This is a genomic window from Sporosarcina thermotolerans, from assembly GCF_042658975.1.
Lineage (GTDB): Bacteria > Bacillota > Bacilli > Bacillales_A > Planococcaceae > Sporosarcina > Sporosarcina thermotolerans.
This window is the reverse complement of record NZ_JBHSRM010000002.1, coordinates 113,146-137,042: the sequence shown is the minus strand read 5'-3', so window position 1 is coordinate 137,042 and position 23,897 is coordinate 113,146. Positions and strand designations below refer to the sequence as shown.

Sequence of the window (23,897 nt, the reverse complement as noted above, 5' to 3'; positions counted from 1 at the left end):
TTCACCCAAACTATTCCATTCGCGCGGCTTGCAAGTTAAACTAACCATGAGGTGATAAAATGATCTACAAAAAACGGAAAATGCCAAACGAACTCAAAGCACTCATTTCCTTAGACAAACGCCTGCCGCATGATCACGAAAAAAAGACCACCGTCCAAAAGAACCTACTAATCTATCAAGCAGGCTACAACGGCGAACTCGAATTCGACGACCAAATAGCAAATTTCAAGCCGAACTACTCGTTCGCCATCCTTCACGATCTATACCTACAACACGAAGGCACCTATTTCCAAATCGACTCACTACTCATCACACCATCATCAATCACAATCATCGAAGTGAAAAACTTCAAAGACAAGACGGTCATCAAAGCAAATCCAACCCAATTCATTCGAGTTTTCCGAAACGGAGACCGGAAACCAATCCCGAGTCCAATCATGGAAGTTAACCGTAAAATCCAGTTCCTATCAAAATGGCTCGACAAAAGAAGCATCAAAATCCCCATCGAAGGCATCCTCACATTCTCCGACACCAACGAAATCGCCATCGAACATCCGTCACCCGAGATGGAAATTCTACTCACAAGCGCAATACCAGCCTATTTAAGCTCGCAACCTGAAGCCCAACAAGTTCTCGACAAAAAAGCAATACAGACTCTCGCAAACACATTTATCGCAAGCCATAAAGACTACAATCCATTCCCAATCGCAGACCTATACGGCATCAATCCGTCCGATATCAAACCCGGCGTTCTCTGCCCATCCTGCAACGAAATCGGCATGAGGTGGGGGAGGGAAAAGTGGAACTGCTTATGCGGCCACACTGGCAAAACCGAACACTACCAAACAATCGAAGACTGGTTTATGTTGATCAAACCCAAAATGACAAACAGCGAATTCCGCTATTTCACCAAACTCGACAACCGCAACGTCGCACGCGGTCTGCTTGCCAAAACCGGCCTGCAACTTATCGGGGAAAGGAAAGCGGCACATTATATCTTAACGAAAGAAGGGAAATCCCCAATCCCCGTCGAATAAAGCAACACTACTATGAAACGGGGGGAGCCTACCAATGAACATCACACTACAAAAGGTAACTCAAGACAATATACGCGCATGTGTCAGGCTTGAAGTAGCTGAATCCCAAAAAGAATTCATCGCGAAGAACGTCAACACAATCGCCTGGGCATACGTCGATCCGAACTTCACACCATACGCAATCGTAGACGATGAAACAGTCATCGGCCTCCTTGCAATCGAAGACGTACCCGAAAACGAAGACTACGACCGTTACTGGATCCCACGCTTCATGATCGGCGATCAATTCCAAGGCAAGGGCTTCGGCAAACAAGCGATGAGAGTTGCCATCGACATGCTCGCAGCCAAGCCAGACTGCCAAAGAATTCGCCTATCCGTCTGGCCCGAAAATCCAGGAGCCATAGAATTCTACCAAAAAGTAGGCTTCACCGTAACCGACGAACTTCTCGAAGATGAACTCGTAATGGACTACTACATCAACGAACCCTAACGTTCCCACCAAGGAGCGTTTTTTTATGGCAATAAACCTCAAAAACTCATAAACTCCTACAAAAGCTCATAAATGACTTCAAAAGTCCATAAACTCCCCCAAAAGCGCATATCTTCCCGCAAAAGTCCATAAACACTCGCAGAAACGCATAAACTCCCAAAACATTCCATTCTCTCTCAATTCCCATTTCTTTTGCTCTCCATCTCCAAATCTATTAAAATGAAAGACATATAATTGAGGAGGTTATTAATTGAAGAAATGGCTAACAACCGTACTCGTTTCAATTCTATTAGTCAGTGCATCCAGCTCAGTATCTGCTGCTACATTTAAAGACGTCTCTACAAACTATTGGGCTTACCCACAAATTGAGGAACTCTACTCAAAAGACATCATTAGCGGTTACAACGATGGAAGTTTCAAACCAGGACAACTCGTGACGCGCGGACAAGCTGCCAAGATTATCGGAAAAGCACTAAAATTAACGCCTTCCGAAAACTTTTCATCCAATTTCACAGATGTCCCACCTACACATTTTGCATACAATGAAATCGAAGCACTCGCCGAAAAGGGAATAGTCGCAAACTCAACCAAATTCAATCCAAATGATCCACTTACACGCGCTCAAATGGCGAAAATCATAGTTGAAGGCTTCAAAATTATCGTCGACGATCACCATATGGCTCAATTCGTAGATGTACCGAGAGATTATTGGCATGGCTACATTATTACACTCGCAGAAACGGAGATTTCACAAGGAGTGACAGCATCCAAATTTGACCCGCATGCTTCAGTAACTCGTGCCCAGCTCTCTGCATTCATAGGACGTGCACTCGAATTTGATACCAAACGGGAAGTCGGCACAATAACGTACGATGAAAAACATAAAATGTACGTGGATAAATCAAAGCCTACGCCATTTCCGAAAGTAATTGATGTAAAGCAAAATGCAGTTGAAACGATTAATCTTGTCAATAAAGAGCGGAAGGCCAAAGGGATCAATCAACTTTCACATGATCTTGATCTAACCGAAATTGCGCAAATCAAAGCTGAAGACATGGCCAAGAACGGCTATTTCGACCACACATCCCCAACTTACGGATCGGTCGGGGACATGCTCGCCACGTTCAATTACACTTGGACCACTTACGGAGAAAATATCGCATATGGCTACCGAACACCAGAAGAGGTAGTCACTGGATGGATCAACTCATCAGGCCACTATCGAAATATGATGAATACAAACTTCACAAACATCGGTTCCGGCTACGCAACATCCACTAACGGCAGAACATACTGGGTACACATCTTCTCTAAAAAGTAATCAAAAAGCCCGTGAATCCCTTTAGATTCACGGGCTTTTCAATTAATCTCCAAAACCCTAACTCTTAATTTGTCAAAACCAATTTGGCGCGACCCAAATCCGTCTAACAATAAAAATAACCCCACGACAGCCCAAAACACGCATAAACACTCTCAAAAGCCCATAACCCCTCCAAATCCCTCATAAATCCCAATTTCTACGCATATCCTCTCCCAATCCCTCATAAATCCCAAATCTCACGCATATCCACTAACACTCCCACAAAAATCCTCCTCCCAAAAACAAGAAATTCCTGTATAATCAACCTCAAGATCATGAAAAGAAAGGAGACCCGAAAATGTCCGCCAACAAACAAGCTTCTACCGACACATACAAACCCGATCCGCGGTTCAAAATTGCGCATAAAGAAGCCCTAATCGGCGTCGCACTTGCAATCTTCAATTTCATCTGGTGGTACGGTTTCGCCTACGGACTCGGATCCCGCCCACCCGAAGAATATACATACATCCTCGGCTTGCCCGACTGGTTTTTCTATAGCTGCGTCATCGGCTTCGTCCTGATGTGCGCACTCGTCATCATCATCACAAAATTTGTCTTAAAAGAAGTCCCGCTCGACGCGGATCCATACGCCGAAACAAAGGAGGAATCGCAAAAATGATGAACATGCAAGTCATCATCCCGCTCGTCATTTTCTTGGTCGCAATCTTTGCCATAGGCTTCATCGCATCAAAACAAATGAGCTCAAGCGGAGGGTTCCTCCAAGAATACTTCCTTGGTGGACGTGAATTAGGAGGCTTTGTCCTCGCCATGACAATGGTCGCCACGTACGGAAGCGCTTCCAGCTTCCTTGGAGGCCCCGGAACTGCATACACAGTCGGCTTCGGCTGGATTCTACTCGCAATGACCCAAGTCGTCACGGGCTATTTCGTCCTGCTCATCTTAGGGAAAAAATTCGCCATCCTTGGCCGGAAATACAACGCCGTCACGATGATCGATTTCCTCAAAGCGCGCTACAACAGCCCAGCAGTCGCGATTCTATCAGCCATCGCAATCATCATTTTCCTATTCTCCGCCATGACCGCACAATGGGTCGGCGGGGGGCGGCTCATTGAATCGCTCACGGGACTCGAGTACACGACAGCGCTCTTCATCTTCGCGATTTCCGTCCTCGTCTACGTGACAATCGGCGGATTCCGCGCAGTCGCACTAACCGACGCCGTCCAAGGAGCCATCATGGTCGTTGGCACACTGATCCTACTAATCGGCGTCATCATCGCAGGCGGGGGAGTCCCAGCCATCATGCAGGATTTATTGAATGAAAACCCGAGACTCGTCACACCATTCGGAGCAGACGGAACCCTAACTGCCGCCTACGTATCCTCCTTCTGGATACTCGTCGGTGTCGGCGTCGTCGGACTTCCGCAAATGGCAGTCCGCGCAATGAGTTACAAAAGCTCCAAAGCGATGCACCGGGCACTCGTCATCGGAACAATCGTCACCGGTTTCATCATGCTAAACATGCACTTAATCGGCGTTTTCGCCCGACCAATCTTGCCAGGTATCGACGTAGGGGATAAAGTAATCCCATTAATCGCACTCGAAGTACTACCCGCATGGCTCGCAGGCATCGTCCTTGCAGCACCAATGGCAGCCATCATGTCGACAGTTGACTCGCTACTATTATTAGTCAGCTCAGCAATCGTCAAAGACGTCTACCTGAACTTCATCAAACCGGAAGCTACTGAAAAGCGGGTCAAACAAATAAGCATCGGCGTCACAGGCATCCTTGGAATCATCGTATTCCTATTAGCCATCCAGCCGCCCGACCTGCTCATCTTCCTGAACCTATTCGCCTTCGGGGGACTCGAAGCCGCATTCATCTGGCCAGTGGTCCTTGGACTCTACTGGAAATACGGCAACAAATACGGCGCCTTACTCAGCATGATCACCGGAATTGTGAGCTACATCGCAATCCACTTCTACAACAATGCATACGGCAACCTATTAGGCGTCCACACAGTCACGATCCCAGTCGTCCTGTCCCTAATCGCCTACATCATCGGCTCCCTCGCCATTAAGCGAAAAGCCTTCCAATTTTAGCAATAAAAAGCGGACCCCCACACCGGAGAGTCCGCTTTTCCCATCTAAAAACGCATAAACTCTATCAATCAAGCATAAATCCCCACACTCACGCATAAACGCCTCCAAACACGCATAAACTCCGCTAAACACGCATAAATACACCCAAACACGCATAACGCCCTCACCCCAACCCCTAATTTGTCAAAGGCATTCAGCGCGACCAGTGGAGAACTACACAAAACAACCCCCGCGATATCTAAATAGTGAAATTCCCTTATACAAATGTTACAATAAACATATACTAAAAAAGACCGAGCGTCGTCCAACGCTCAGTCAATTTAATAATTGCAGCTTACATCCGCATGAAGAGCGGTTGCCCAGCTTGCGAAAGTGTAGTAACCACCTTGCTTACTTGGGAGTTAGCGGAGGGTGGTTACTTTCTTTTGGTGAACAATGCTAACGATGCAATAACGGCCGTAGCCCAGAGTGCATGCAATATACATAACTGCACAAGTATATTCATTGTTTCGTAAGTCACCATATATGATCACCTCCTTCGCAAAAGGAGTGTGACAACCGCCCATCCGCATATGTTGCTGCATCTATTATTTTATCATTTCAGATTAATTAAAGCGAACTAATATTCCCTATAACTACAATTATTATTCAACCATTAAGAGCAATATCTCTGGAATCTCCCTAATTCACGCATAATTCATCCCAGACACGCATAACCTCCGCCAAACACGCATAACTCCCCAAACTCACGCATAACTCCTCACAAACACGCAAATGCCCGCCCCAATATGCTAAACTATTCTCTATCATCTACTCACTCAGAAAGAAGGCTATCAATCACCATGTGGAAACTATACATACTTCTCACCATCACCATGCTACTCTGGGGACTCAACCTCCCAATGCTCAAATACCTCCTCATCTACATGAACCCCGTCACGATGACCGCATTCCGCATCCTCACAGCCGGAATAACAGTCTTCATAATCCTTGCAGCCTTCAAAATTGTTCGGCTGCCAACAAAAAAAGAATGGGCATATATAGTAGGCGGAGCCGTCCTCAACGTCGTCTTCCACCACTACTTTCTCAATATGGGCCTCTTTCGCACGACCGGCACCAACGCCAGTCTAATTCTCGGAACCGGCCCAGTCCTAACAGCAATCTGCACAGCACTCATCCTGCGCAACTACCCGACTAAAATCCAATGGATCGGGGCCGCAATCGGTTTCATCGGAATCGGATCTGTCGTACTCGCAGGTGGCGAATCATTAGCTGGCCTTCAAATTGGCGACGCATTTGTCTTTATCTCCATCCTTGCACAAGTCCTATCTTTTTTGGTAATCTCGAAGGCAGCAAGAACGCTTGACCCAAGGCTACTCACCGCGTACATGCTTATAGTAGGCGGCCTAATTCTGTCCGTCATCAGCTTGATACAAGAACCCGGTGAACTGATAAAATTCACAACCGTCCCGTCAAGCTTCTGGGTAATATTTGCAACAAGCGCCATCCTTGGTACAGCCGTCGGACACATGCTCTACAACTACTCTATCGGGCAAATCGGCCCCTCTAAAGCCGCAATCTTCATGAACCTGAACACCTTATTCGCCCTTTCAGGCTCAGCCCTATTCTTGGGAGAAATTATCACAGGTAGCCACCTATTCGGCTTCCTACTCATCATAATCGGCGTCATCTTAGGATCCGGCGCCGCCGAAGACCTCTGGAAAAAAAGAAAAACAACCCCCAAGCCGTCGCTCTAACGACGGCTTTTCCTATCCACGCATAAATCGCCCTAATAACGCATAAACTCCCTAAATCCCGCATATTCGCTCGTACTCAAGCATAAACTTCCCCATACACGCATATTTGCCCGTAATCAAGCATAAACGCCCGCCATTCGCGCATATTCACAAAAACATTACAAAAACATTACAATCAAATTACCATTTTCCATAGAGTTAGAACAAATTCAATGGTAGAATAACTTTGATACTGACTACTCGAAAGAGGGGGAAATGATTTGAAATCAATGCAAAGCAAAAAGTTTTTAGCAACATCGATTGTTGCAGCGGCAGCAGCTGTTGCAGTAGCAACTCCATCGGCTTCCGCAGCCACTAGCACATTCAAAGATGTATCTACTAACTATCAGGCCGCGGTAGACTTCCTGTACACACATGCCATCACGAGAGGGTATACGCCTGACCAATTCGGAACAACGGATTCTGTCAAACGTGCGGATGCTGCAGTTCTGATCGCTAACGCATTAGGATTCGACCCTAACAAAGCCTATAAAGACGCTGGCTTCAAAGACGTTCCAGCACGTTCAAAGTGGGCAGTCAACGCACTTGTCGAAGCTAAAATCATCGACGGCTTGAATGCCAATGAATTCGGCTCAGACGAACTATTAACACGTAACCAAATGGCGAAAGTACTCGCAAATGCGGGCAAGCTTTCCATCGACAATAATGTAAAATCAACACAATTCAAAGACGTCAACTCAAACTTTGCAAAATACGTTGAGGCACTTGTGAAAGCCAGTGTCACTCAAGGCAAATCCGATACAAACTTCGGCGCTTATGACAACGTCACTCGCGGCGAAATCGCTTTATTCCTATATCGTGCACAAGAAAGTCTTGGCTTTATCGACCTAATGGTCATGCATATGAACGACCATCATGCATACTTATCAACATTCCCGTATGTATCAACGGTCGTGAATGAACTAAGAAGCGAACATAAAAACAACGTACTTCTTCATGCAGGGGACGCATTCTCCGGTGACCTTTACTTCAACGCATTCCATGGTGCAGCAGATGTCGCTATGATGAACCAACTTGGTTTCGATGCAATGACATTCGGTAACCATGAGTTCGACCTTGGAAGCTCGGCAGAAGGGCATTTGAAACTTCAGGAATTCGTCAAAGCTGCAAAATTCCCGTTCGTTTCAGCAAACGTCGACTTCTCGAAGGACAAGCTTTTCGATGGTCTTCAAACAAGAAATGTTTCCGCTAACTATAAGGACGGACAAATCTATGATGGAATCGTCATTAATGTAAACGGTCAAAAAGTCGGCGTCTTCGGTTTAACGACTGAAGAAACTCCTACTATTTCAAGTACTGGTGAAGTTAAATTCGAAAACTATATTGAACGTGCCAAAGCTTCCGTCAAGGCATTTGAAGCTCAAGGCGTCAATAAAATCATCGCGCTTACGCATATCGGTTTCGACGATTCACTCGTATGGGACAATGACCAAGAACTTGCGAAACAAGTTGCGGGAATCGACATCATCGTCGGCGGTCATACGCATTCCTCAATCGGCGAACCTGTAGTTGTAATTAACGGCAATTCACCAACAATCATTGTCCAAGCAAATGAATACGGAAAAGTACTTGGAACATTGGACGTTAAATTCAATCCTAAAGGTGAAATCTACTCACATGCTGGTAAGTTAATCACCATTGATACTAAAGAAATGAAAGCAGACAAAAAAGCAGCTGATATTTTGGCACCATTCACGGAAAAAGTGAAAGAAATCAAAGAAGAATCCATCGGCTCTAAAGCATCAGTGCTTTTAGACGGAAATCGCGACACAAATAATGAAGGCCTTTCAAGTGTTCGTCATAACGAAACAAATCTTGGAAACTTGATCACTGACGCAATGCTTTGGAAAGCGAAGTCCATCAACGACAAGACAACAATCGCAATCCAAAACGGCGGCGGTATTCGTGAATCAATTGCAGAAGGTGACATTACTACAGGCGATGTCCTAAAAGTTATGCCATACGGCAATGCACTTGCAATCGCTGAACTTTCTGGCGCTGACTTATTAGCAACGCTTGAACACGGCATTGGCGCTGATGTAATCGACGGCGGAAAAGGCTTGAAAGAAAGCGGCGGATTCCTTCACGTTTCCGGCATGAAATTCACATATGACAGCACGAAAGCGAAAGGTGAGCGTGTCCAATCCGTTCAAATCCTTGAAGGCGACAAATATGTTGATTTGGATAAAACAAAAACATACTTCATCGCAACAAACGTGTTTACTGCTAAAGGCGGCGACGGATTCACGCATCTTGGCAATGCATACAAAGCAGGTAAAGTATCAGAACCAGGCTTCGTAGACTATGAAAACTTCATCGAATACGTAAAAACACTTGAAGGCGACCTAACACCTGAAATCGAAGGCCGCATCATCGACGTTTCTCTTGCAACTCAACAAAACGGCTACAAAACAAAATAATTAATAAATAGAAGAGGTGAGAATTCTACAATTCTCACCTCTTCTATTTTTATTATGTAAGCACCACTCATTATCCACCCCATTTCGACCCAATTCCGCACCCCGTTTAGACACGAAACTCCAAAATAACAGAAATTAGTCCTAATGAAACATATAAATCTAAAAATCGATATGGTAGACTAAAAGAAACATTTTCCACAAAGGAGTACAGTATTAGATGAAAAAAAGTGTTTTATATTTGTTGTCGCTTCTATTGATTTTTTCATTTGACCTTTTCACACCTAACCCTGCCTCAGCCGCTACCGATTTTGTGGACATCCCTTCAACACATAGAGCGTATAAAGAGATAAGCTATCTACAGCAAGGAAATATAACAACATCCGACATATTCACCCATTACGACCCTGACGCACCAATGACACGTGCGCATGCCGCTGCAATGATCGGAAAAGCGATCCAATTGCACGGGACACCTGTCGAATCAAGATTCTCGGATGTAGCAACAGAGCATTTTGCTTCAGGATACATAGAAGAATCCGTTAACCGTGGCATTATCTTCGGCTACAAACAAGAAGACGGAACTTATCTGTACAAGCCTGAACAGCAATTAAAACGCGGTGAAATGGCATTACTCATCAGCAGGGCATTCGGCTACCAATCTGACACGACGAACGCCGCTGCAAAGGAATTCATGGCAAAAGGAATTTCGCAAGGGACAGGCAATGGCAACTTCGGAACAGAGGACCTTATGAAACGCGGGGACTTCGCAGTATTCCTTGCACGTGCAGTCAATGCAGAATTCCGAGTGAAAGGTGAGGAACAATCATCCACTCAAATGTTCGTAGCCGTGGATGAAACCACTACGCTTAACATGCGGACAGGCCCATCCACTGACTATACAAACACTAAAAAGTTATTTACAGGCTACCCGGTCGACATTCTCTATACTGTCGGAAGCTGGGTATATGCAAAAGTGGACAACTCCTATGGCTTCATCCATGGTGAATACTTAACTACAGATGAGCCGACGATTAGTGGAATCCAAGATCCAATCGATGTCATTACTGATATTATCGGAGTCGAAAAACCATTAAACCAGCTGACAATCGTCATTGATCCCGGCCACGGTGGAAAAGACCCTGGAGCAGTTGGGAATAAAATGCAGGAAAAAGAAGTCGTCTTGGATATTTCCAAACGCGTCAAGAAATACTTCCAAGGCACGCCAATCAACGTCAAGCTGACACGCGAAACAGACGTTTTCGTTGAACGCTCAGATCGTGTAAAATTCGCAAAAGATAACAAGGCGGACTTGTTCGTGAGTGTACATGCAAATGCCTTTAACGGTAAAGCAACAGGCATCGAGACATTCTACTATAGCGCGGCAAATAACCCGAAAGTAGCGGAATCAAAAGCGCTTGCGACATACATCCAGAAGCGGATGCTTGAAGCATGGAAACTACCGGACCGTCGCGTACAAAGCAAATCGCTTCAAGTCATCCGTGAAAATTCAATGCCTGCTACTTTAATCGAAGTCGGTTTCATCGACAATGCAAAAGATGCACAATTTATCGCATCTCCAGCACATCGCGAAACGATGGCGAAGGCGGTATTCCTTGGCACTCTCGATTATTTGTATAACTATGAAGGCCGCGAGGATATCATGTCGTTTTATACGAACAACCATGCTACACCTTCAAAAAAATATCATTAATAGGTTATCAACAGCCCTACTGGAATTTCTCTTTCTGGAGGGCTTATTTTATAGGTATCTCTGACAAGGACGGTGAAATCAGTGAAAAAGTATATAGGTTCCATAGCAATCATTTTTACACTCATTTTCACAATACAAATCAATGCAAATGCGCAAGAAATGCTGAAAACGTATTTGATCAGTGGCGGGGAACAAAGCGAATTAGTCAAGTATATGAATGAAAACGGTATGCAAGTTGAGAAAGCCTACTCTGATTTCGACATTATTTCCGCATCATTGACAAGTATCGAACTTGATAGATTACAAGATAAATACCCTGAAATCACAATCCAAAACAACATCACATATGAAAAAGATGCGGACAAAGATTTATCTTCCAGTTCACTCATCAACACAACGAAAAAAATCACAACCCCCTATACCGGCAAAGGCATCAGAGTCGCTGTCCTTGACTCCGGAATTGACGTCAACCATCGGGATCTGCGTGTCTTAGGCGGCTATTGTTCAATGGCTAATGATTGTCCGATTGACGTTCCTTATGATGACGACAACGGCCACGGAACACATGTCGCTGGGATCATTGCTGCTCTTGCCAATCAAACCGGAATCGTAGGGATTGCACCTGAAGTCGACCTTTACAGCATTAAAGCACTAAACGGCTTTGGCGTCGGTTCGACAAATAGCCTGATTGATGGCATTGATTGGGCCATCGAGCAGAAAATCGATATCTTAAACTTAAGTATTACGACTGAAAAAGACGATCCGGCGCTTGAAAAAGCGTTAAAGAAAGCATACGAAAAAGGAATGCTTATCGTTGGGTCCGGAGGCAACAATGGCGACCAGCAAAACAGCTCAGTCATGTACCCAGCCAAATACGAATCCGTCATCGCAGTGGCGGCCGTCAAATCAGACTTGACGAAGCTTAAAAACAGCGCGACTGGAAAGGAAATTGACATTGCAGCACCAGGCGAATCAATTTTCAGTACCTACCCCATGAAATGGGATTTTGAAGATAGTAAAGCGGACGGCTACACACGCTTGTCCGGAACATCAATGGCGACAGCACATGTGACGGGTATCCTCGCACTCTACAAAGAACGATTCCCGACATTGACGAATACCGAGCTTCGCAAGTTGATAATGAATTCCGCAAAGGACCTTGGTGAACCGGGAAAAGATAATATCTACGGTTACGGTCTTATCCAGTACAAGCAAAACTTTGAAAATACAATCGAATTCATAGAGAAGTCGGAGCCTGGAAAGTTAACGTTGCAATATACAGGCGATAAAAAAGTAGCAATCCAAGGGGACAACAACATCGTTCTCACAGATGGAAAATGGGAAGTTTACGGTGTTGCAGGAACCTTTGATTTACTGATTAAAACCAAAACAGCACAAGGAACCGAGTGGATAGAAAAGAAAATCATTCATCTACAAGAACCTAATTTCAAAGACATGAATAACCGCCAGCGTTTTGCCGGTCCTATAGGATATTTGACGTCTAAGAAGCAATTAAAAGGCTTCCCTGACGCAACAATCCGTCCATATGAAAATATCACAAGGGCTGAAGCGGCTACCATTATAGGAAGGGCTTTAGGATATCCCGAAAAATCCGCAACAAACACATTTAAAGACGTATCGCCAACTTCATTCGCAGCCGGTTACATCGAGGCATTGAAAAACGCCGGAATCGTTTCCGGATTTGCAGGCAATACATTCAAGCCTGATCAAAAGGTGACACGTGGGGAAATGGCAATCCTCATATCCAAAGCATTCAAGTTGAAAACGGATAACGTCAATCGATTCACAGACTGCAGTCCATCAATGGCTTCCTATGACGCAGTCAATGCTCTCGTCGCCGCCAAAATAACAAATGGCTACACTGACAACACATTCAAACCGAACGACCAAATGAGCCGTGCAGATTTCGCAGTCTTTCTTGCAAGGGTACAAGAGGATGCGTTCAAGTAAATGGAAAACCGGGAGTGAGAATAAACAATGAAAGCGATTAAAATTACGCTAATGCTTCTATTAATAGCGAGCGTGTTTCCTACTTTGCAAGCAAAGGCAACGACCGGAAGCATAGATGAATTTGCACTGAACTTCGAAGGGACTCCCTACAAATTTGCAGGCAACACCCCTGAAGAAGGATTCGACTGCTCGGGCTTCATCGTTTACGTATTCAACCATTTCAATATTAAACTCCCACGAACGTCAGAGGGACAATTCGACCACGGCACACCGATTGAAGCCGCCGACTTGCAACCGGGAGACCTCGTATTCTTCAAGGATACGTACAAACAAGGAATCTCTCATACTGGCATTTATTTAGGTGATAATCAATTCATCTCTGCCGAAAATGAAAAGCGCGGAGTCGCCAAAGCGAAATTATTTGGCCATCCATACTGGGAGCAGCGTTACATCGGGGCAAAACGTCCAACGGATACGAATGCAAATCCATCACCGACTATCCCGGTTATTCAGGAAAAATCATTTGTTGATGTAGACGCAAAGCACCCTGCCTACAATGCTATTCTGGATTTAAGCAGTTCGGGCATCATCAACGGTTTTCCGAATGACGAATTCAAACCGGAAGAAACAATCACACGTGGACAAGCAGCAGCCATGCTAAATCGTGTTTTAAAGCTAACACCGATGAATGATGAAATTGTTTTTAACGATGTCGATAAAAATCATCAATTCGCAGTCCATATTGCAGCAATGAATGAAGCGGACATTTTAAGAGGATATGAGAACGGAAACTTCGGCCTGAACGATAATCTAACGCGCACACAGTTAGCCGTCATCGTCGACCGCGCTTTCAACCTACAAGAGAAAGCAAAAGGACAAGTTCACATCTCATCGCTCTACAACGACATCCCGTCAACGTACTGGGCCATGAACTCAATAAACGCCCTAAAACAGTTAGATAAAACAGGCGTCTTCCAAACGCCAACATACGAATTCACCAAAATCGTCACAAGAGCCGAATTCGCAGCAGCTGTCTACAGCGCGGTCAACACAAATTAATAAAATCTTATTCAAACTCCGTCTCATAGACCGATATAATAATAGAAATTTGGATTTAAGTGCGGACTTAGGATTGAAGTGGAAGGCGGCGACTCCTGCGAAAGCCGTTACGAAGCACGGCTTTTGCGAGTAAAAGCGCAGCGTTACGAGCAGGGAGTAGTTAGCGGATGCCTTAATTTCTGCAAAACCACGCAGAAATACGGCAAATCGAACTCTACGTGGTTCGATTGGTTGAAGCCGTGCCCGCGGAAAGCGTCCGCCTGAAACGGAAATCCGGTAAATAGCTTTTTAGGGGGAAGTAAATGAAACGCAAACTAACAGCGATGATCGTCATCCTGATGCTACTACTACAACTAACACCCTCAGTCTCCCATGCGGACGAACTGACAGGTTTGACATTGGAAAAAGAACTCCGTGAATTGGTCGCAATGGGAATCATCAAAGGCTTCTCAGACGGCAAAATCTATCCAAAATCCGACGTAAGCCGAGGAGACTTTGCCGCATTCTTAGCAAGAACAATGAAACTATCAGCAGAAATACCAGAATTCACCGACGTGAATCCATCTTCAGCTATCGCAGGTGAAATCGGGGCCATCCAAAAAAGCGGAATTATGAAAGGCACATTGGACGGCAGATTCATGCCTGAGAAATTAATGACGAGGGAAGAAATGGCCGTTACTGCGGCCCGCGCAATCGCCTACATTGGCATTTCAGTCGATGCACAGGAAATCGTTCTGACAGATGAATCCATATTCGCATCTACGGAAGGGGTTAACGCAGCGAAAATCGTATTTGCAGCGGGCATCATGAACGGAACGAAAGTCGACCCGACACGCACAATCATCACATTCGACCCGGCAGGACTTTCGAAAAGGGACCAAGTGGCGGCAGTACTTAGCCGATTTCTCGCATTCAGGGCGAAGCATGAACTGCCTGAAATAGATCCGGAAGAGCCAACAGAACCGGAAAAACCAACTCCGCCTGTAGGCGCAGCGGATAAATTCCAACTTGCTATCGTTGAAAATAAAGCAATGAAGCTGTTAGACAAGAAATACGATACGTACGCTGAAGCGGTCAAAGCATTTACTACCAGTCCGATAGCAGAAGGTATCTATAGGGGCAAAGAGTTACTACGCATTAAAAGCGGCATGGCATTTGCCCAAGGTCCTTTAAACAATGCTACAGTCATCTATTCAAGCCCAACATTCGCTACACAACTCACATACATCGAGGCGGGGCGTGAAATGGGCATTCTTGAATACGCGGAAAACTATGTAAAAGTACAAGTAGGGGACACAGTCGGCTATGTGAAACATAACCAAATTGATTTCGTACCCGTTTCTATCTCAGAATCCAAAGACTACTATATTGGTAACAGCGCGGGTGAGCTGCTGCATTATACGTACAACTACCTGACTCACGCTTACGGGGCATACAGCATCGGCCCAGTTCCCGAATTCATGAAGATAGGGACACGCTACTATTCAAGAGATGGCGTCCATTTCCTTGATGGCGCAGGTAAAGCAGTCGGTACGCATCATCCATACTTCCAGTTCCAGTCCATCCGTTCGAAAACAGAGTATACTGCCGAAGAAATGGATGCTTTCATCCTTCAGATTATTGCTGAAAAGGAAAGCACTGGACTACCGAAATACGCTGGAGCAACCGCCAATTCAAAGATTATTGGTCTTGGCTCCTACATTAAGGAAATGGAAGAGTACTACCGAGTTAACGGACTTTTCATCCTATCAGCCGCCATGCACGAAAGTGACTTCGGTATGAGTAAAAACGCATTTGATAAAAACAATCTTTTCGGCATCAAAGTATTCGACAGCACACCTGAAGCAGGGGAGAAATACGCAACCCCTGAACGTAGTATCGAAGCATTCGTATTGGAATATGCCAATAAAAACTACGGCATTCCAGGACGTCCTTACGCGAAAGGCGCAGTGCCTGGTAATAAAACCGTCGGCTTCAACGTCCATTACGCATCCGATCCGACATGGGGAGCAAAAATTTCCGGACATATGTGGAGAACGGACAAAGCGATGGGCAGCAAAGACTTCAACAGATACCGACTTGCCAGAACAAACGTAAAAACATCTTTGAACGTCCGAACTGAACCAGCAGTGTCACCTGAAACACTACTCTTCACATACTCCGAACGCGACCTTGGCCGCAGCGGCGAAAGCGGCTACCCAGTAGCCATCGTCGAACAACAACAAGGCGCAGACGGCTACATCTGGTACAAAGTCTTCGCCGACTCCGTCACCCACGACAAATCCGGCCAACACATCGAATTCGGCTGGATCCGCGGTGACCTCGTCACAGACTTGAATACGAAATAACAAAAAAGTAGAGGGCAAGTCCCTCTACTTTTTCTATTTCAATTAAATAAACCTTTAACACGCGCTCAAGAATGGTGGTAACGCGCTCAAGAAGCATAGCTCTACGCCCAAGAAATCGCCCCTAAAATTAAAACCATTTAGATTGTAAAATGCATTAATCGCGAGTAGGAAAAGCTTAGGTAAAGCAAACTGTCCACGTCCATAGCAAAATTGAAAATCGGACGGAATAAACTTGAATCACGCATAAATCCCAAAACTCACGCATAAAGCCGCCGAATCACGCATAAACTCAAAAACTCACGCATAAAGCCGCCGAATCACGCATAAACTCAAACACCCACGCATAAACCGCAGGATTCACGCATAACCGAAACTTTACCCTCGCCTTACCCGCGCCTCAACATCCCCACAAATCGGTTAAACCCTTCTCGATACATAACCCGGATCATCACCGCATAAACAACCGCCCCAATCGGCACAAGCACTGCCAACTGATAAAGCGAATACCAATCCCCGGCATGCAACAAAACCTTCGCTCCCCACACAACAAGCCCCATCACAACCGCAGGCCCCACAACACGAGAACTCATCCGCGCAAAACGCTTCAACTCGGCTGCCCCCAAATCCTTATAAACTACCATCATTGAGACAGTAAAATAATAAACACTGACAACCGAAGCTGAAATCGCAAGTGCTGGATACCCATACTTATCGACCAATAGCCAGTTCAAGAAGAAATTCACCGCAATCGTTGTCACACTAATCCGGAATACAACCGCCGTCTTGCCCCTCGAATACATCGATTTAGACAAAATAAGCTGCATCCCCTGGAACACAATAATCGGCAAATAAAGCAGCAACGTGACATAAGTATTCGCAGTATCAGCCGCCGTAAATTTCCCTCGTTCATAAATGAATGACACAACCGCATCCCCAACGACTAACAATCCAACTGCAATCGGCAGCAGTGTCACCAACGAAATCTCCATTCCGCGGAATACAGTATCCTTGAATTTATCCAACTGCTCCGTCTGCTCGCTCATCAACGTAAAAATGATCGCGGCAAGCGTCGTAGCATAAATCGCATTCGGAATACTTACGATCAACGACGAGAAATTCAAATATGTAACAGCTGCCTCCTCAGTCCCAGAAGCAAAATATCGGTTCACAAACATATTCACCTGACCGACAACCGAATTCAATAGCGATGGAATGATCAGTACCAAAAACGCCTTTGCAAACGTTTTTTCCATATTGAATACCGGTCGCCACTTATAATCGGAGCGGGCAAGTGCAACAACCTGCACAATAACACCCATCACTGTTCCGGTAATAAACCCGTAAACAAGCGAATAAATGCCCCACACATCACTGAAAAGAATCGCAAAAACTGCCGCCATCAACGTCGCCAACAACTTCGACATTTGTGAAGGAACAAAAATCCTTCGCGACTGCAAATACGAATCAAGCAATCCACTTAACGCAATCATCGTCATGAACGCGAAAAACAATCGTGTCATCTCAACAGCAAGCATCTTCGTTTCAAAAACTGCCTTCTGATAAATAAACGGTACAAACCAATCCGCAAAAAACCATCCGAACAAGCTCACAATCACGAATAATAAAACCGTCCAATTTAAAAGCGCATTCGCATTCCGGTCACTATGATCCGGATTACCCGCACGGCTCTTCACATACATCGGCAAAAACACATTATTAAAGCCTGTCGAAATCATCGCCACCATCAGCGTAATAAACCCGAACGCCAAAACATAAGCATCCGTCTCATGCGACGCTCCAAACTCCTTCGCAACAATCGACTCACGAATAAAGCCCGACACCTTCAAAACAAGAGCAAGCAACGTCGTCCACAAAGCCGCCTTCTTCAATTTGCTCATAACCTCATCCACCTAACCCGCGCTAACGCCCACAAAAGACGCAGCACTTTATGTAAATTTCCACTCAAATACGCATAAACGGTCTTAGTCACGCATAATTTCTACAATTCACGCATAAACACCAAAACTTACGCATAAATCGCCCTAAAAACGCATAAACTCCCCAAATCCAGCAAAACGCCTTCGAAAAACCCTAATTTGTCAATACCATTAGGCGCGATAGGGAAATAGGGGAGCACCATAAACTCCCACGGCACACTTATTCCATCCAGCCTACTACATAACGGGAAGTCCCCGCCATTCTATGGGAACTCGCAATGCTTTCATGGGAACTTCAACGCATTCTATGGGAGATCTTCGACCTCCTTGGGGAAATCATCTCCCTTGAATCAAAAAAAATGCCCCCAACCCGGGCTGGAGGGCACTAAATATCTTTATCTCTAATCTTTAAAATCCCTTAACTTAAAAAGCAGGATAGCATGCACCAGCATACCCGTTGATTGAAGCGAAAGGCGGCGACTCCTGTGGGATTCAGCGCGAATGGTGAGACCCCGCAGGAAAAGCCGTAACGAAGAACGGCTTTTGCGACCAAAAGCGAAGCGTTGGGAGCACCTCCGAGGAGGCTCACCCGCGCCCCACGGAAAGCGTCCGCCTGTAGTGCAAATCAACACCGTATAACTTACTTTTTACCCAACGCCTTCAAATAAATCCCCTCATACTTCTCCGCAGCAGCAAAATGCGAATAATCCGCAACAATCTTTGCCCGCGCCGCATCAGCCAACTGCTGCGCATAAACAGGATCCCCTAACAACCGAATCATCGCATTAGACAAATCCTCAACATTTTGCTCCTCAACAAGCAAACCGTCCACGCCGTGCTCGACAATCTCCTTCAATCCACCAACCGCACAAGCAATCAGAGGAGCACCAGATCCCATCGCCTCAAGCGCAGAAATCGACGTCGCTTCCTCGACACCCGCTGAATAGATCGACGGAACAAGAGCAACATTCGCCAATGCATAATACTCCAGGATATCCGAATGATCAACCGCGCCAACCAACGTAACACGATCCGAAATGCCAAGCTCCTTCGCCTTCGCTTCCATCTGATCCTTCATCTCACCAGTTCCCGCGAACACAACTCGCGCCTTAGGGAACTTTTCAAGAACCGCAGGCAGTGACAAAATCGGATAAATAACACCATTCTTCTTAGTCAAACGACGCGGAACGAAGAAGATCATATCGTCCTTCGCAAAGCCATACTTCTCCCGGAATTCATCCCGACGCTCTACCTCAGGCTTAAACGTCTCAACATCGATGAAATTCTTAATCATATTCCCAACGACGCCGGCTTCCTTCTCAATATAATCCTTAATCCGCGTATCAACCGTAATCACTTCGCGCGTCGACTTATACGACTGACGCTCTGCTTCCATCAGTTCGTCCGCTTCAACAGACCCCTCAAGAACAGTACCTTTCGAAATCCCTTCGAAAGTCAAATAACCATGAACCGTACTGACTACAGGTACATCCGATTCAAGCGCGGCAAGCGTCGTATAAGCATCTTGCGCGTTAATCAAATCATAACCGCCGCCCTTAACCTTCTCCTTTATCAACGACTCCAACTCGTCCCTCCGTCGATTCAACGTCCAGACATACCCGGAACCTTTCTTCATCTTATTCAAAACAAAAGCCGGTCCACGGACAATCCCATCACGCTTCCACTTAGGTACGTCCGAAAAAGAAACGATATCGACAGAATGTCCTCGTGACTCAAGTCCAGACTTCAATGTTGTCAAATGGACTGATAATCCTCCTAAATGGGGATAATCATATGCAGTAGCTAATAATATTTTCAATTCAACGTCCTCCATTCAAAAAACGCTCACGTAATAAATCGACATTGCGCAACGCTTCTCGGCGCAATTCGTCAACATTCGGCGCAATCATCTCTTTCGTCTTTGCACCATTGTCAAGCACGTAAATCGCATTTTCAAGCAGCGCCTCTTTCGTGAAATCCCCAAGAGGGAAAGAGCGGTCCCACATTCCGGAGCGCTTCAAAAAGCTTTCGACTTTCTGGTCATAGCTCAAACCGATGTGCGGAACATTCGAAAGCGCTGCAAATATCAATGCATGCAAGCGTAAAGCAATCGTCAATTCAGTCTTCGAGATGAAGTTATAGAACTCATTCGGTGTAAATGAATCACCTAACAAACGAGTCTTACTTGGATTCTTCATCTTCGCCATCACTTTTTTCGACACATTCGTATCATAAGGCGGCTCCATCGGAACGAAAACAGGCAAGACACCACGCTGTTCAATCAGCTCGTCCAACACCCATGCAAGCTTTTCGATATATTCATCTTCATGATCAAACCAAGGACGAGGGGCAACCGCGACTAAGCGCTCATCACCTTTCAAACCAAGTGAAGCATATGCCACATGATCTTCCGTAGGTTTGAAAGCGAACACGATATCAGCAGTAACAACCGTCTCAGGCTTTGTCACTTTCAAATTTTTAAGGTACTTTTTCGAATACTCGTCCCTTACGGTAACGAAATCAGCCTTATTGGCAAGCGCTCGCATAAGGAACTTGCCCCAACGGCTCGTAACCGGGCCAATTCCTTGTGAAAAGAACATGACTTTGGTTCCGCATAGCTTCGCCAACAAAACAATCAGCAAATAATAAGGTAGCGGGCCAAATAAAAACTTCGTCGGATATGTATCCTGCAGCAAACCGCCGCCACCGGATATCAATAGATCCGCCTTACGCAGTGCAGCAACCTTTTCCTTATTCTCATGTCGCCAGCCACGGTAAACCGATTCGACTCCATGCTCCTTCGAAGTCTTATCAGGAGAGAGCGAAAATACCGTAATATCCGGATTATCAAGCTCAGCACGCAAATTATCAACAATCGCTTTCAAAATGGCCTCATCACCCGTATTACCAAGACCATAAAAGCCCGAAATAACTATTTTCAATACATATCCTCCTCAAAACAAAAGCTTCCACGAAGCCGTGAAAGCATAGTTATAGATAAATTAAAGTCGACTTTTTATATGTGACGAAATCATAACGAAAATGTTGCCGTCATCTCTTAAATGAAGAGTAATATCCGTTGCTTGAAGTGTAAGGCGGCGACTCCAGCGGGAACAGCGCGAGCTGAAGACCCTGGACTGAGCGCAGCGAGGGAAGCGGCTGAAGCCGTGCCCGCGGAAAGCGTCCGCCTGGAACGTAAAGCAACAGTTTATGCAAACAAAGTCGTATATTGCTTATTATTACTTATGATATCATCGTTCCCGTTTGCTATGCAACCACTACGGGATTCTGCTATACTTATACAGTTAAAAGCGAACGAATCGAGGGTCAGTCCATGAAAGAAACTTACCTTGGCGTCCACGTGTCGCCACTTACATATGAAGGAATCATCAACGAAATAAAACCCCGGATGACAGCGGGCCAACAATCGACAATCATCGCCGTCAACCCGGAAAAAGTCATGGCCGCGCAAAAAAATCCCGAAGTGAAGCAACTTATTAACGGGTCAACGTTTCAAATACCAGACGGTGTAGGTATACTACTTGCATCAAAGATGAAGAATGGAAAAATCCATTCCCGCGTAACCGGCGTCGACATGATGGCAAGACTGCTTAAATTCGCAGCAGACGAAAATCACCCCATCTATTTATATGGTGCTAAGAATGAAGTTGTCCAAAAAGCCGCCGAAAATATAAAACAACAAAATCCCGGAATCACCATTGCAGGAATCACGGATGGGTACGAACAGGATGAAGCTGCACTCATCCTACGCATAAATGAAAGTGGTGCTGAAATCATCTTCGTCGCCCTCGGTAGCCCAAAACAAGAACTTTGGATAAAACGAAACATGGACAACCTGAAGAACGTCTTAGTATTTCAAGGGGTCGGTGGAAGCTTCGATGTATTTTCTGGCACAGTCAAACGGGCACCAGCCCTCTTCAGAAATACGGGTACCGAATGGCTTTACAGACTGGCGAGCGATCCAAAACGGATAAAGCGCCAAATGAACTTGCCGCTCTTCCTCATGAACATCCTATTTAATAGAAGAAACTAAAAAAAGTAAGGAGTCACTAAAATGAAAAAGTCAATTTGCATCGTCGGTTTAGGATACATCGGATTACCAACATCAGTTATGTTTGCGAACCACGGACATAAAGTACACGGTGTTGATGTCAATGAAAGCGTTGTGGAAAGCATCCGAAACAAAAAGCTTCATATAGAAGAAAACGGTCTTCAAGAACGATTGGACGCAGCAATCGACTCGAACTCACTAACTGTTTCCACTACACCGGTAAAAGCAGACGTATTCATCCTTGCAGTTCCTTCACCGATCAGAGAAGACAAAACAGCGAACCTTGAATACATTCGTAGCGCATCCAAAGCGATAGCTCCATTTATTGAAAAGGGAAACCTTGTCATTCTTGAGTCAACAGTTCCACCAAGAACAGTTCAAGATGTCGTCATTCCTGAACTCATTCCGTCTGGTCTCGAAATCGGCACGGATCTCTTCGTCTCCCATTCACCTGAACGGGTAATTCCTGGTCGCGTTTTCGAAGAACTGATCACAAATGATCGCATCATCGGAGGCATCAATGAAGAATCAGCTAAAATGACTTCAGAATTATACCGTTCATTTGTCAAAGGCCAAATGCATGAAACAGACGATACAACTGCAGAACTCGTGAAAGTAATGGAGAACACTTACCGTGACGTCAATATCGCATTGGCAAACGAACTGGCAAAACTATGCGCAACAATCGGCGTGAACGTTTGGGAAGCGATCCGACTTGCAAACTTCCACCCGCGCGTCAATATCCATCAGCCAGGACCAGGAGTAGGCGGACATTGCATCGCAGTAGATCCTTGGTTCCTTGTTGAATTAAACCCGGAAATCGCAAAAATCATCAATCTATCACGTACTACGAATGATGGAATGCCTGCCTATACAGCAAATCTACTAACAACAATCCTCCAGGCAAAAGGTATTGAAACGCATTATGCAAAAGTGGCGGCCCTTGGCCTTTCATTCAAAGGAAATATCGATGACATGAGGGAAAGTCCGTCCATCGATGTCGTTGAGGAGCTTCAAAAGAAAGCATTGAATGTAGTAGCATTCGATCCACATATTAAAAAGAACAATCTTGAAGTTCAAACACAAAATATGGAAGAAGCATTGCAAGGCGCAGTAGCCGCTATCATCCTTACAAGCCACGATGAATTCAAGAATCTCGATCCAATCCAAATTGCCGGTATAATGGAAAATAAGATCATTATTGATACTAAGCAATGCATTGATCGAAAAAAATGGCAAGCAGCAGGATTTGAAGTGTATGTTTTGGGAGATTCCAAGAATAACCCGTTTTAAAAATCCTAAAGGCGGGTAAAGCCTTTAGGAATGGCTAAAAATAGTAATTGTTCAGAAGATATATCTAATATATCTTGAAATATTATTTTAGTTTGCTATACTTGTTAAAGAGCTGACGTGCCGTACTTCGTATTTTAATATATTTATACTTTCAACGGCTTCAATTCTACTATCATTTAATAGTAAAATTGAACCCAATTGAAAATTTAAGTAGATTAATATACGTATTGTTGGTATAATTCATATTGAATCTTGTACATAACGAGGTTCACTATGAGAGCTTCAATTAAAAGCATTATACAATAGGGAGGAATTCTACAC

General features: G+C 45.1%; 17 protein-coding genes. 14 read left to right on the top strand and 3 right to left on the bottom strand.

The annotated features are described in order from the left end of the window. The first annotated feature begins 59 nt into the window (after positions 1-59). The 11 genes from ACFPZG_RS01625 to ACFPZG_RS01575 all read left to right on the top strand — a co-directional run bounded on the left by ACFPZG_RS01625 (position 60) and on the right by ACFPZG_RS01575 (position 16,274). Positions 60-1,037, top strand: coding sequence for a nuclease-related domain-containing protein (locus ACFPZG_RS01625; RefSeq protein WP_317940378.1), 978 nt, complete (start codon positions 60-62; stop codon positions 1,035-1,037). A gap of 34 nt (positions 1,038-1,071) precedes the next feature. Continuing rightward, a complete protein-coding gene (locus tag ACFPZG_RS01620) occupies positions 1,072-1,527 on the top strand; it encodes a GNAT family N-acetyltransferase (RefSeq protein WP_283733025.1) in 456 nt (151 codons plus the stop codon). 250 nt (positions 1,528-1,777) lie between these two features. Further along, positions 1,778-2,848, top strand: a complete 1,071-nt coding sequence (locus tag ACFPZG_RS01615) for a CAP and S-layer homology domain-containing protein (protein ID WP_283733024.1) — start codon at positions 1,778-1,780, stop codon at positions 2,846-2,848. A gap of 337 nt (positions 2,849-3,185) precedes the next feature. After that, on the top strand, positions 3,186-3,506 hold the full coding sequence (locus ACFPZG_RS01610; RefSeq protein ID WP_317940377.1) for a YhdT family protein: 321 nt from the start codon (positions 3,186-3,188) through the stop codon (positions 3,504-3,506). Further along, positions 3,506-4,948, top strand: a complete 1,443-nt coding sequence (panF, locus tag ACFPZG_RS01605; protein WP_317940425.1) for a sodium/pantothenate symporter — start codon at positions 3,506-3,508, stop codon at positions 4,946-4,948. The genes ACFPZG_RS01610 and panF overlap by 1 nt, the downstream gene beginning before the upstream one ends. Before the next feature lie 842 nt (positions 4,949-5,790). After that, entirely contained in the window at positions 5,791-6,705 is a 915-nt protein-coding gene (locus ACFPZG_RS01600) for a DMT family transporter (RefSeq protein WP_317940376.1), read from the top strand. Positions 6,706-6,974: 269 nt separating this feature from the next. After that, positions 6,975-9,185 carry a 5'-nucleotidase C-terminal domain-containing protein gene (locus tag ACFPZG_RS01595; protein ID WP_283734708.1) on the top strand — a complete coding sequence of 737 codons (2,211 nt, stop codon included), beginning with the start codon at positions 6,975-6,977 and terminating at the stop codon, positions 9,183-9,185. A gap of 217 nt (positions 9,186-9,402) precedes the next feature. Next, positions 9,403-10,896: an N-acetylmuramoyl-L-alanine amidase gene (locus tag ACFPZG_RS01590; protein ID WP_317940375.1), complete on the top strand. Its 1,494-nt coding sequence runs from the start codon at positions 9,403-9,405 to the stop codon at positions 10,894-10,896. A gap of 81 nt (positions 10,897-10,977) precedes the next feature. After that, entirely contained in the window at positions 10,978-12,867 is a 1,890-nt protein-coding gene (locus ACFPZG_RS01585; RefSeq protein WP_317940374.1) for a S8 family peptidase, read from the top strand. Positions 12,868-12,894: 27 nt separating this feature from the next. Continuing rightward, positions 12,895-13,926 (top strand): C40 family peptidase, encoded by a 1,032-nt coding sequence (locus ACFPZG_RS01580; RefSeq protein WP_283733020.1) that lies wholly within the window; start codon positions 12,895-12,897, stop codon positions 13,924-13,926. A gap of 302 nt (positions 13,927-14,228) precedes the next feature. Then, complete coding sequence (locus ACFPZG_RS01575) at positions 14,229-16,274, top strand: S-layer homology domain-containing protein (RefSeq protein ID WP_283733019.1); 2,046 nt, start codon at positions 14,229-14,231, stop codon at positions 16,272-16,274. A gap of 386 nt (positions 16,275-16,660) precedes the next feature. Here the strand turns inward: ACFPZG_RS01575 and murJ are convergent, their stop codons facing one another. The 3 genes from murJ to csaB form a co-directional block, all read right to left on the bottom strand. Then, entirely contained in the window at positions 16,661-18,172 is a 1,512-nt protein-coding gene (gene murJ, locus ACFPZG_RS01570) for a murein biosynthesis integral membrane protein MurJ (RefSeq protein WP_283733018.1), read from the bottom strand. 679 nt (positions 18,173-18,851) lie between these two features. After that, positions 18,852-20,030: a glycosyltransferase family 4 protein gene (locus ACFPZG_RS01565; protein WP_283733017.1), complete on the bottom strand. Its 1,179-nt coding sequence runs from the start codon at positions 20,028-20,030 to the stop codon at positions 18,852-18,854. A gap of 1 nt (position 20,031) precedes the next feature. Next, complete coding sequence (csaB, locus tag ACFPZG_RS01560; RefSeq protein ID WP_317940373.1) at positions 20,032-21,153, bottom strand: polysaccharide pyruvyl transferase CsaB; 1,122 nt, start codon at positions 21,151-21,153, stop codon at positions 20,032-20,034. Between the two features lie 120 nt (positions 21,154-21,273). Between csaB and ACFPZG_RS01555 the strand changes: the two genes are divergently transcribed. The 3 genes from ACFPZG_RS01555 to ACFPZG_RS01545 are packed head-to-tail and all read left to right on the top strand — an operon-like array spanning position 21,274 to position 23,576. After that, a complete protein-coding gene (locus tag ACFPZG_RS01555) occupies positions 21,274-21,549 on the top strand; it encodes a hypothetical protein (RefSeq protein ID WP_381426384.1) in 276 nt (91 codons plus the stop codon). Next, positions 21,546-22,265 carry a WecB/TagA/CpsF family glycosyltransferase gene (locus tag ACFPZG_RS01550; RefSeq protein WP_283733016.1) on the top strand — a complete coding sequence of 240 codons (720 nt, stop codon included), beginning with the start codon at positions 21,546-21,548 and terminating at the stop codon, positions 22,263-22,265. The genes ACFPZG_RS01555 and ACFPZG_RS01550 overlap by 4 nt, the downstream gene beginning before the upstream one ends. 21 nt (positions 22,266-22,286) lie before the next feature. Then, on the top strand, positions 22,287-23,576 hold the full coding sequence (locus ACFPZG_RS01545) for a nucleotide sugar dehydrogenase (protein WP_283733015.1): 1,290 nt from the start codon (positions 22,287-22,289) through the stop codon (positions 23,574-23,576). The last annotated feature ends 321 nt before the right edge of the window (positions 23,577-23,897 follow it).